General features: G+C 55.3%; 4 protein-coding genes. 3 read left to right on the top strand and 1 reads right to left on the bottom strand.

All coding sequences use genetic code 11. The features are described from left to right. Positions 1-67: 67 nt before the first annotated feature. A complete protein-coding gene (locus GSQ86_RS09585; protein ID WP_158749734.1) occupies positions 68-1,501 on the top strand; it encodes a M20/M25/M40 family metallo-hydrolase in 1,434 nt (477 codons plus the stop codon). A gap of 249 nt (positions 1,502-1,750) precedes the next feature. On the opposite strand, the gene GSQ86_RS09580 is transcribed toward GSQ86_RS09585, so the two are convergent. Further along, positions 1,751-5,527 carry a TonB-dependent receptor gene (locus tag GSQ86_RS09580; protein WP_158749733.1) on the bottom strand — a complete coding sequence of 1,259 codons (3,777 nt, stop codon included), beginning with the start codon at positions 5,525-5,527 and terminating at the stop codon, positions 1,751-1,753. A gap of 438 nt (positions 5,528-5,965) precedes the next feature. On the opposite strand from GSQ86_RS09580, the gene GSQ86_RS09575 reads away from it, so the two are divergent. Beyond that, a complete protein-coding gene (locus tag GSQ86_RS09575) occupies positions 5,966-8,128 on the top strand; it encodes a CocE/NonD family hydrolase (protein WP_254062273.1) in 2,163 nt (720 codons plus the stop codon). Between the two features lie 508 nt (positions 8,129-8,636). Continuing rightward, complete coding sequence (locus GSQ86_RS09570; protein ID WP_158749732.1) at positions 8,637-12,116, top strand: TonB-dependent receptor; 3,480 nt, start codon at positions 8,637-8,639, stop codon at positions 12,114-12,116. Positions 12,117-12,510: the final 394 nt, after the last annotated feature.

Genomic DNA, 12,510 nt, shown 5'->3' with positions numbered 1-12,510 from the left:
CGTATTTCTTCCACAAAATACGGACGCGATCTGTTACTTTTTGACTTTACTTGAAAGGGGAAACTGCATGCGTTGTACCTCTGCGCTCAGCATTCTTGCGCTCTGCGCTCTCACTTCTGCCATACCCAGCCGCTCTTTCGCCCAGGTCGATCCGCAAACGAAGCAACTCGCGCACGACATCTTCCAGCAGCTCATCGAGATCAACACCACCGACTCCGTCGGCAGCGTCACCGCCGCAGCTGAAGCCATGCAGCAGCGCTTCCTCGATGCCGGTTTCCCGAAAGAAGACATGTACTTAGGCGGCCCTAACGACCGTAAGAAGAACCTTGTCATACGCATACACGGCGCGGGCGCAAAGAAGCCCATCCTCTTCATCGGCCACCTCGACGTCGTCGAAGCCCGCCGCGAGGACTGGACCACCGACCCCTTCAAATTCGTCGAAAAAGACGGCTACTACTACGGCCGCGGCACGCAGGACATGAAGGAGAGCGACGCCATCCTCGTCACCACCTTCATCCGCCTCAGGCAGGAAGGCTATAAGCCCGACCGAGACCTCATCCTCGCCCTCACCGCCGATGAAGAAGGCGGCAAGTCCAACGGTGTCGATTGGCTCATCAAGAATCAGCGCAATCTCATCGATGCCGATTACGTTGTCAATCCCGACGGCGGCGGCATCGACCTGCAGCACGGCAAAACCATCGCCATGGACGTCGACGCAACCGAAAAGCTCTACGGCGACTACCAGCTCACCGCACTCAACCCCGGCGGACACAGTTCCCTGCCCGTCCCCGACAACGCCATCTATCACATCGCCGACGCGCTGCAGCGGGTGCAGAACTACACCTTCCCCTTTGAATTGAACGCCATCACCAGCGCTTACTTCGCAAAAATGAGCACCCTTGAACCAGGCCAGACCGCGTCCGACATGAAAGCTATTCTCTCCACACCGCCGGACAAAAAGGCCATCGCGCATCTTTCCGAGAATCCGGAATACAACTCCACCATGCGCACCACCTGCGTCGCCACGCGTCTCTCCGGAGGCCACGCCAACAACGCGTTGCCGCAGAGCGCGCAGGCCATCGTCAACTGCCGCATCCTGCCCGGCCATTCGCTTGAAGAAGTGCGCCAGGACCTCATCCGCATCGTCAACGATCCTAAAGTGACCATCCGCTATGAGAACGACGCAGCCGGAATCTCCGACACTGCGCCCGACCGCAAGCAGCTTCCACCCGCAGCACTCAAGCCGGAAGTGATGCAGCCGCTCGAAGCATTAGTAAACAAGATGTGGCCGAACACGCCCGTCATCCCAACCATGGCCACCGGTGCCTCAGATGGCGTCTATACGAATGCCGCCGGCATGCCCACATACGGTATCTCCGGCATCGCCCTCGAAGCCGACGATGTTCGCGCCCACGGCAAAGACGAGCGCCTTCCCATTGACTCCTATTACAAAGGCGTCGACTTCTACTATCAGTTTGTCAAAGCCCTGGCTTCTGAATAAAGAAGCTGTAAGCTAAAAAGCGGTTCGTCATTTGCACGAAACAAATGCGGCTACACAAATGGAAGACCGCCATTCTGGCCATGAGTAAGAAAGGGAACAAATCGCAAAGTAAGCGGCGGATTTGAAACACTCCACCGGATCCCTCGCAACGTTCTCTTGTCATTATCCAGGGATAACCTCTGCTAACAACTAATCTTGTCCATAAAAAGGCCCCGCTCGATGAGCGGGGCCTTTTTTATCAGAACCAGGTTAGAAGCTATACCGCAGCGAGAACTGCATCTTTCTCGGCTGTGAAAGCGTGGCACTGTAAACGCCAAGCGTTCCACTCGTAAGCCCGCCATTTAAGTTCACCGGGTTCGTATCAAAACGCACGGAATTCGTGACGTTAAACACTTCCCAGGCAAACTTCAGGTTTTGTCCTTCAACAATCTTCCACGATTTTGACAATCCAGAATCGATAGCAAAGATACCATCGCCGCGGAAGTTGTTGCGCTCGCCAGCCTCGCCCGGATAGGCGAGACGGACCGGAGAACCACCATTCGCAACCCCGGCATTGATAGTGTCAGGATTGTCGAATATCTGCGGATTTCCATTAGCGTCAAGATGTTTACGAATCTTCACCGTGCCCGTGACAACCCCGGCACTTTCTTCCTGCCAGTTCGTCGGCCATCCAGGCCCAAAAATGCTGAAGGGCAAACCACTCGTCCAACGGTTCAGACCAGACCATTGCCAACCGCCGATAAATGCATCTACCAGACGGTTCACATCGCCCGCATAGCGTTGCCCCTGACCGAATGGGAGCCTATAAACCCAATCGACAGTGATCAGATGAGTTGTATCGAAATCGGAAACACCGCGATTCAAAGACGGCTTCCAGCTGTTCAGGATCGTGCTGAAGGCAGAGGTGCCCCCAGCTGGGCCGTTACCTCCTCCAAACAGTTCGCTGGCGCGTTCGGTATCCGATCCCATGTCGATCGACCGCGAAAAGGTGTAGCTGAAATCAAACTGTAGACCGTGGCTGACAGGATGCCGCAGCACAATTTGACCGGAATTGTAATAGCTCATGCCGATCGAAGACCAGGCATACAGCGAGGAAAACTGGTCCTGCCAGAACTTTGGTGCCTGTCCCGGTGGGCATGGATAGATAGGATCATTCGGCGTGCAACTGAAGAAATCGATATCCGCTAATGCGCTGGTTTCTCCTGCGCCATAGCGATAGGGAGCCCACTCGTTGTTATAGATTGCTTGTGTTGCGCTTTCGCCGGCGTAGTCGTAGCCCGCCATGTACGGAAAGACATTTTCAAAGTAAGGAATGGTCGGAACAGAGACGGCTGTACCATTGCCGCTGTACGGACCGTTTCCATGGTTTGCATCCACGATGCGGGAGAGCTGTGAACCTGCTGTGAAATAATCGGCACCGCTCTTGGTATCGACAAAATCTACAGGCTCCGCAAGATCAAGCTGCTGCAACAAATGGCGGCCTAAACGGCCAACATAGGCTAAGTCAACTGTAAATCCGCCAGGCAATTCCCTCTGAACGGAGAAATCGATTGACTCCGAATACGGCGTCTTCAGCTTGCTGTCCACACCCCATGTAATGAGGAAGGACCCGCCGGGAACCGTATAGGGATAAGCGATAGGGGATGGAGCTGGCGGAAGACCGAGTGACGGGAGTGTCTGACGGCCCGTAAATCGCGGAGAAGTGCTGGTTGTCTGCACGTTCGCCGGATTCTGCAGGCTCGTTGTAAGTCCAAACGACCCTAATTGATCAAACGAGTTAACGATACCCTGACCATAATGGTCATAGAACATTCCAAAGCCGCCACGGACCGACGTTTTGCTGTCAGGTGCCCAGGCAAACGCAAGCCGCGGTGCGATGTTGTCTTTTGATTTCGGCCAATAGCTGGGCCGGTGATAGACGGGACCGTTCGGAGCGAAACTTAGATCGGGCTCGTAGACTTGTCCCGCCGCCGCCGCGGCGCCGCGTTGCATGAACCAGTCGTGAGTATCGATTGTTGGGGCTATCTCCTGGCCGCTCGTCTCATACGGTGTCTGAAGAATGGTGTGTCTCAGGCCGAACGTCAACGTAAAGTTTGGACGAATGCGCCATGAATCCTGAAGGTAATATTCAAATTCATTGGCTTTAAAATGGCGATTGATGAACGTTCCGTCTGGAAGCAGATTGCCGCCCGCCCCTCCGTTCGTTACCTGGTAGTTGGATTGCTGCGTCACCGACGGCACGGTACCAATCAGGTTGTCATATGCAATCTCGTATGAGTTGGCAAAGCTGGAGTCTACGCCGGGAAGTCCAATCGCGTCAGGGGTCGGCGGAAAGTTTGCCAACCAGTACGGATTTGTGCTGGCACTGTTATAAGAGTTTGAGTCTGTACCCCGGTTGTTGTGTATCAGGCGCCAGTTCGCGCCGCCTTCAATTGTATGGTTGCCTTTGGTCCAGCTCAAATTATCCACAATGTTGTTGACCGGGACATCCACGATGGTGGAACGCGTTTCCGCCGTCAATGAGGCCTGGAAACGAAAATCTACATAGTCTCCTTGCCCTAGTCCGCTCTGGCCGAATCCCTGACGCGTATAACCGTAGCGTATGTCATTCACAAGATTCGGACTGATCGTCCAGGTATCGCCAACCGCAAAGCCCTTCGTGTTGTCGACAAGAAAAGACTGCGGCGGCTGACCGGGAAAATTTTCTGTTCCCGCCGTCGTGTCTTTCTGCAGATTTCCGCGTACAAAAATGCGCTGCCGATCGTTCGGCGTCCAGTCAAACTTTGCGAGTGACGTGTTCAGAGTGGCGGGCGCAGGTGATGAGAACGTATAGGACCCATAGTTGTATCCATCACCAGTCGAAAGCCCGTTATTGACCGGAAATTGTTGAAAATACTGCTCTACATTGGGGTCAGGCCCCGGACCCCAGGGACATACGCTTGGTCCGGAACAGTCGTCAATCTGCGCAATCTGCGCCGCGGTGATCGTCTGTGTCGTCGTCGGGTTTGTGCCGGTAACATAGGTGATGTTTCCCGTGCGAAGACTCGCGGTCGGGACAGTTTGCGTTACCTGTTCATTCTCTGCGGTACGCTGCCCTTCATAATTCCCAAAGAAAAACAACTTGTCTTTAATAATCGGGCCGCCCACTGCAGCGCCGAACGTGTTGCGGATCAGCTTACCCGGAATATTTGGTTCGCCGCTAGCCAACTCTGCCTGTTTGTTGAACCAGTCATTGGCAACGGTAAAGGTTGGCCGGTGATACTCATAAGCACTGCCGTGAAACTGATTTGTGCCTGCCTTAGTTACGAGACTGACCTGCGCTCCCGAGGAGCGTCCTGCATCGGCATTCGAATTACTGGTGGTAACTCGAAATTCCTCGACGGAATCCTGCGTCTCACGTAAAACCCCAGTAAACGCATAGCCGTTCACTTGATCGTTATCATCTAACCCATCGATTGTGACGTTGCCTTGATCGGATCTTCCGCCATTCACTGAACCGCTGCGGCTGTCCATCGTCTGATTGTTTTCGTGGCCCAGGAACAATACACCGGGCTGCAGTGCAAGAAGATCAGGAACATTTCGCCCCTCACTTGGGAGCGCTTGTATCGTCGCATTGCTTACAGAGTTACCGATGGTGGCATCGCTTGTATTCAGTGTCTGCGCTTCGGCGCTGACATTCACAACTTCCGCGCTGGCTTGCACCGACAATGTAAAAGGAATTGTGGCCGGCTGGTTCACCAGCAATTCAGCTACCTTCGATTGATCGGCGAAACCTGTCGCCGAAACTTTAATCGTATACTTTGCCGGCGGAATCTGGCTGAACTGATAATCGCCGCCACTATTGGATGTCGTCTGCAGCGTCTTACCGGTTGCACTATCAGTTAAAGTAACGGTTGCTTCCGGCACAACCGCGCCACTCGGATCTTTTACCGAGCCGCGTAGTGATGTTGTTGCCGTCTGGGCCAGTAGGGGTGAAGTTAGGGACAATAGGAGAAGGAGCACGCAGTAGGCATGTCGCTTGGTCACAAATTCCTCCAAAAAATGCAGCAGGATCGCTCGGCTCGGGCGATCAGTTCGTTTGTTTTTCTATCAATCTTGCGGTACTCGCGCCGTGGACGCGATGGGATTCCCAATTGTCCTCCAGACCAAATCTGAATACAACAGATTTCGTCAGCTGTTGAGCTGCCGAAATTATGGCGGTGAAGGTTACAAATGGGAGATGTTCATTCAGATTAAACATCAAAATGTACTTATCAGTACTCACCATTACAAATACTTATCCGCGCGATAACTAGTGCTCATAACGACCCGCATAAGGTGCCAGAAATAATCGGGCGGATTGTCTATTTGTACGGTCACGGTTGCATTCACGCGATCCCAAATTTTCAGCGCCGTACCAACTGATTCTGCTAAGGTCATTCTTCGGGCAGGAAGAATTTCCCGCCTCACTCACAAGGAAAACCCATGAACTATCGCGCTCTTCGTCACTGCGCAGCCGCCTTTGCGCTACTCTTGCCGCTGATACAACTTTCGCTCACCGCACAGGCCGCACCCGCCGCAGAAATCAGGCTCGACGCCGCCACCCTCGACAAGTACGCCGGTCAATACCGCATGAATGACGAGCCCGAGATTAAGCTCTCCTTTTTCCATGACGGTAACTCGCTCGCCCTGGAAGGTGCCCGCATCCCGCATACACCGCTGCATGCCTCATCGCAAAATACCTTCGATAACGGACACGGCATGCAGTTCACCTTCGTCACCGACTCCACCGGCAAAGTTACCGGCGTCAAGCGCGTCGCCGGCAAGGAAGAAAATGAAGCCACCCGCGTCAGCGACCAGCCCGAGCACAACCACTTCCGCTCTTATGACCGCAAAGAAGTGATGATCCCCGTACGCGACGGCGTGAAGCTCCACGCCATCATCCTTCGCCCGACTGACACGAACCAACCGCTTCCCATCATCATGCAGCGCACACCTTACGGCGTCGACGGATACAACTCCAACTCAATCAACGCGCAATACACTGACCTTGCCCGAAGCGGCTACATCTTCGTCATGGAAGACATCCGCGGCCGTTACGGCTCCGAGGGCCAGTTCTTCATGAACCGCCCCATCGTCGACCACCATGACCCCAAATCCTCCGACCCGAACAACATCGACGAAACCACCGACGCCTATGACACCGTCGGCTGGCTCATCAAAAACCTGCCCAATAACAATGGGCGCGTCGGCGTCGTCGGCATCTCCTATCCCGGCTTCCTCGCCATCGAATCCGGCATCGATCCCAACCCCGCCGTCAAAGCCATTTCGCCGCAAGCGCCCATGACTAACCTCTGGCTCGGCGACGACTTCTTCCACAACGGCGCCTGGCGACAGAGCTACGGATACGACTACGCCATCGGCCTTGAAACCAGCAAAGAAAACGCCTTCAGCAAAATCGACGAGGACGCCTACAACTTCTTCCTCGACGCCGGCTCGCTCGCCGGAGACATCAAGAAGGCTAACGTCGGCGTCCTGCCTACATGGAAAGGCTTCATCGATCACCCCAGCTGCGACCACTACTGGCAGATTCGCGCCGTCGAAGACCATCTCACCAAAGTCAATGTGCCCACGCTCGAAGTCGGCGGCTGGTGGGATCAGGAAGACATGTGGGGACCGCAGGCCGAATACGCCTCCCTCAAGCCACACGATAAAAACAACGAAGTCTTCATCGTCCTCGGCCCCTGGAACCACGGCCAGTGGTCGCGCACCACGCGCTCACTCGGCAACGTAAACTTCGGCGCAGCCACCGGAGACCAGTTCCGCGCCCAGATCGAAGCGCCCTTCTTCGCCCACTACTTAAAGGACGAAGGCACCTTCGACCTCAAAGACGCAGCCAGCTTCCAGACCGGCACCAATCGCTGGATGCGCTATGACGCGTGGCCGCCAAAGGAAAACATCACCGAGCGCAATCTCTACCTCGACGCCGACGGCTCCCTCAGCTTTGACAAACCCACAGCCGGTGACACCAGCTTTACCGCCTACACCTCCGACCCGGCCAATCCAGTCCCCTATCGCAATCGGCCGATTGAAGCCACCTACGCGCCGGGCGGTTCCGGCTGGTACACCTGGCTCGTGCAGGATCAGAAATTCCTCGGCACCCGCAAAGATATCGCCACCTGGCAAACCCAGGCTCTCGATCAGCCCGTCACCATCACCGGAGACATCGTCGCCGACATCTTTGCCTCCACCTCCGGCACCGACTCCGACTGGATCGTCAAGCTCATCGACGTCTATCCCGACGACTCCTCCCTCGGCAAAATGTCCGGCGCGCAGCTCATGATCGTCGACGAGATCTTCCGCGGCCGCTACCGCAAGAGCTTCGAGCACCCTGAAGCCATCCCCGCCGACAAGCCCGAGGAATACAAATTCAGCCTGCACGGAGCCGACCACGCCTTCTTAAAAGGACACCGCATCATGGTGCAGGTCCAAAGCACCTGGTTCCCGCTCTACGACCGCAACCCGCAAACCTTCGTGCCCAACATCATGACCGCCTCGCCATCCGACTACAAAGCCGCTACGCAGCACATCTACGGATCAGCCGATCATCCCTCCCACATCGTCTTCCCCGTCGCATCCGGCAACTGAGGCCGCAGCACAACCGGAATTTTGGGGGCCCCATCCTTTCGCGCACTTTGCGAAAGGGTGGGCTACCATGAACTCAACCACCGCCATCCCAGGCGAAGATACACCCTCTCCGAAAGCGCCGTCATCCTGAGCGAAGCGAAGGATCTCCTGTGCGCTCCCCGTCAAACAAAAATGCGACCGGAACCATATCATCCGCAGCAAAGCTGCGAAGCCTTGCGCCAGCAAGGCCACGGTAGAAGCACCGGGCTTCAGCCCGGCGGAAAAGGTCCCGATAAGAACGAGGCTTCAGCCTCGGCCGGCCCAAAACAGTAACGAACTATATAACCGCAACCCCATCCCGCAACTCATAAGCACGCTTCCATTTAGCTCCAGAAATTCCATTTTTACAGCGTGGGTATCGATACCATTCAATTTGACGCTGGATATCTATGTCGCTACGCTCAACCAGGATTTATCGTGCGAGGCTTTAGTTTCACCGCAGGACCATAACGAAAGGACACATTTCAAAATGTGCGAATCGAAACTCTCCCACCGCAGCCAATGGCTGTGTTATCCCCTGCTGATCGTCATAGCATGTCTGGCCACTCTAACCACATTCGCCCAAACCATCACCGGCAACATCACAGGAACCGTAACCGACGCAAGCGGCGCCATCATTGTTGGAGCTACAGTCACGGCACACAACGTGGCCACGAACGTAGACACTCCTGTAACCACCAACGCATCCGGTCAATATACGATCCAGTTTCTGCCAATCGGCCACTACCAGGTCACCGTGCAGGCCAGCGGCTTCGGCATACAGACGATCCCGCCCTTTGCTCTGGAGATCGATCAGACCGCGAAATTCAATGTGCAGCTGAAGGCCGGCAGCGCCGCAGAAACTGTGCAAGTCTCAGCCGCCGCGCCCATTCTCAACACCAATGACCCCAGCCTCGGCGTAACCTTCACCAGCAATGAGATTTCCAATATCCCTCTGAACGGCCTGAATTTCTCAAGCGTCACCTTGTATCTACCCGGCGCAACCAGCACCAATGGCCCGGCAGGCATGTCCGGGAACAACGCCATCGAGCGCAACACCTATTACAGCGGCATCCCGAACATCAACGGACAGCGCGCGCAGGCTAATAACTACACTCTCGACGGAATCGACAATAACGAGACCGAGAACAATCTCATCGCCATCAATCCTTCTCCGTTTGCGATTGGTGAGCTGAAAGTCATCTCCGCCAACGCGCCCGCCGAATATGGCAACGTGAATGGCGGCGACGTGATCGCCGTAATGAAGAGCGGAACCAATCAGTTCCACGGGGACGCCTTCTACTTCCTGCAGAACGACAATATGAACGCCAATACCTGGGGAAACGATCACGCAGTTCCCATCATTGAGAAGAACCCCTACACGCAATCGCAGTTTGGAGGCGCTCTTGGCGGCCCCATTCTCCACGACAAGCTCTTCTTCTTTGCCGACTACATCGGCGCAAGAGCACATACCGGAGGCACGGGCCAGTACAGCGTATTCACGCAGGCCATGCGCAATGGAGACTTTTCTGCGGTCCTGCATCCTCCCGTAGGCCCCGGCGGCGTGCAGAATACGCCGATTCAGCTCTACGACACCCAGAACAATTTCGTGCCTTACGCCAATAATCAAATCACGGTCTCGAACCCGGTCGCGCAATTCCTCTTCGCGAACCCCTCACTCTACCCATTGCCAAACGCCACGCCGAGCGACGGTGTCGCCGCGAACAACTATCAGGGTCCGAGCCGGAGCTTTACCGTCAATAATCAGTTCGATGTCAAACTCGAATGGGATCTGCGTGCAGCAGACAAGATCACTGGCTTTTACGGCCAGTCCCATGCCTATGACGGCAATATCGCTGTTCTCGATATCCAGTTCCCTTCACAGAACCGGTTTCCGACGAATATTGGCGGCGGAACCTGGGTGCATGTCTTCTCCCCGGCAATTGTCAACGCCGCGCGCATCGGCTTTACCCGTACCTTCTGGGTCCAATCGGAACCAACCGATCCTAGCGGCCAGTTCGGATTGACAGGTAACGCCAAAGTTGGAATCCCCTTCAACGGGGCGCAGACCTTCCCCGGCTACTCCTACCAAAGCATCGCCAGCGGCCCCAGCGCCGGAGGAACCACCGCGCAGGACGGCTCCATCATCGACAATACATACAGCTATATCGACAATCTCACCTGGCAGCACGGGCTGCATCTGTTCAGCATGGGCATCCAGGCGATCCGCTATCAGAATAATTACATCACCAGCAATAACAGCGGTTTTCTCGGTTCCTTGTCCTACAGCGGCGACTTCACTGGAAATCCGGGCGTCAACGGTATAACCAGCCCCGGATATGGCGCAGCCGACTTTGTCCTCAACCGCGTCAGCACCGTGCAGGTTACGTCGCGGGGCGTATTTGTCGGACAGCGTCAATGGCGGACCGCGGGCTTCTTTCAGGATGACTGGAAAGTACTTCCAAATCTCACCCTTAACCTCGGCCTGCGCTATGAATACGATCAGCCCTGGTATGAAGTCAACGACAAGACGGGCAACGTGCTGCTGGATACCAATGCCGTGATCTATGCTGGCAAAGTCCCTGACGAAGCCCCTACCGGAGCGCAGGTTTGCCAGAATCGCGCCTGCTACAACGCGAATCACACACAGTTCATGCCCCGTCTTGGCTTCGCGTGGCAGGCAACAAACAACTTTGTCGTTCGCGGAGGCTATGGAGCAACCAGCTTTTTTGAAGGCAACGCTGGCAACCAGCGCCTGACATCTATCGTTCCCTTCATTCAATCCACCGCAACCCCGGAAATAAAGCCGACCGTGGCCTCCGGCACGACACCGGCTTCTGGTGGCCAGCCCCGCACCGCACAACAAGGCTTCAGTTCCAATCCGTCGGATGTGAATTACTCTGGCTCTCAGTACGCCTTGTGGCCACAAAACATCCAGCCTGCCTATATCCAGGAGTGGAGCCTGACTACCGAGTACGCTCTCAGCGGAGCAACCTCGCTCCAAATCGGATATCTGGGCGAGCAGGGGCAGCACATTATGGACTACGGCAACGCGAACCAGTGGCTCACGCCGAACGATTCCACATCGGGACAGCATGAGAGTGTCGGCGACGGCAGTCCGCTTGGAAGCGTCGGCAGCGGTGGCCTTCTGATCACCGAATCGCGCGCCATGATGAATTACAACGCGTTGCAGGCCGTCCTGCGCCATCGCGCAATCCATGGCCTCGAATACACGTTGAATTACAGCTATGGCAAGGCAATGACAAACAGCCTGGGTAACTACGGACTCAATGTCAACGGATTTAGCGGCGCATTCCAGAACTACTTTGACAGCCATTCTGATTACGGCCCTGCCGGATACGACGTAACCCACAATTTCTCAGGATTGATCGTCTATGCCCTTCCATTCGGTCGCGGCAAACAGTTCGCCTCAGGAGTGAACCGTCTGGTCGACGCCGTGATTGGTGGCTGGTCGATCTCCGGTGCCGGAGTTGCCTATTCCGGCTTTCCGGAGACCGTCACCGGAGGCAACATCAGCGTGAACTCCTATGGTTCACAGCGTGCCAACCAATACCGGCATATCAAAGTCGTGAATCGCAGCCTGGCAAACTGGTACGGCACTGACCCCTCGGCTACCGCCTGTGGCTACGGCCTCCCTCCCAACGATGTCGTGCCGGGCGTGGATAATGGCGTCTGCGCCTATGGCAAGCCATCCAGCACTCTCTTCGGCAGCGGGCGAAACGGGTCTCTTCGCGCTCCGCGCTTCACCCAGATCGATACGTCCGCGTTTAAGGACTTCCACATCACAGAGCATCACACTATCGGTTTCCGTGCAGATGCCTTTAATACGTTCAACATTGCCAGCTATGGGAATCCTGATACCAACGCAGGCGATTCAACCTTTGGCCAGGACGAGCAAGTGCGGTCACAACCGCGCATCCTTCAATTGTCGCTGCACTACAACTTCTAACTGTTTAACTGAGCCAGCAAAACGGGGTGTTGGGTGCTGGGTGTGGGTGCCCCATCCTTTCGCGTTCTTTGCGAAAGGGTGGGATAGCATCAGGCTCCCAGATCGGCCATTCTGAACGCAGCATGGCGAAAATCGAACCCAATCCACCGCAGGGTGCGAAGCTTCACGTCAGCGAGGAAACCAAATCCCTGTCAAGAGGCAAAACTCTCGGATCTGGCAATAACCATCTCAAAATCAGTAACTTACAAGGTCAACAAATCTGCCGAATATTTCCCTTGAATTTTCTATAATAGAGATAGGTGTCTTTGACGCCGAACCCTGATTCTTAAGGAATCAGATATTTACGTATAACCGCAGCAAAATCAAATACTTGTGCCGATCTTTGTATATAAGG

The sequence above is a fragment of the Acidobacterium sp. S8 genome (assembly GCF_009765985.1).
GTDB lineage: Bacteria > Acidobacteriota > Terriglobia > Terriglobales > Acidobacteriaceae > Alloacidobacterium.
This window is presented reverse-complemented; position numbering and strand designations above follow the sequence as displayed.

Bases quoted from the DNA above. Each gene is read 5' to 3' on its own strand.
- GSQ86_RS09570 (WP_158749732.1), top strand. From the start codon at position 8,637: ATGTGCGAATCGAAACTCTCCCACCGCAGCCAATGGCTGTGTTATCCC.
- GSQ86_RS09585 (WP_158749734.1), top strand. From the start codon at position 68: ATGCGTTGTACCTCTGCGCTCAGCATTCTTGCGCTCTGCGCTCTCACT.
- GSQ86_RS09575 (WP_254062273.1), top strand. From the start codon at position 5,966: ATGAACTATCGCGCTCTTCGTCACTGCGCAGCCGCCTTTGCGCTACTC.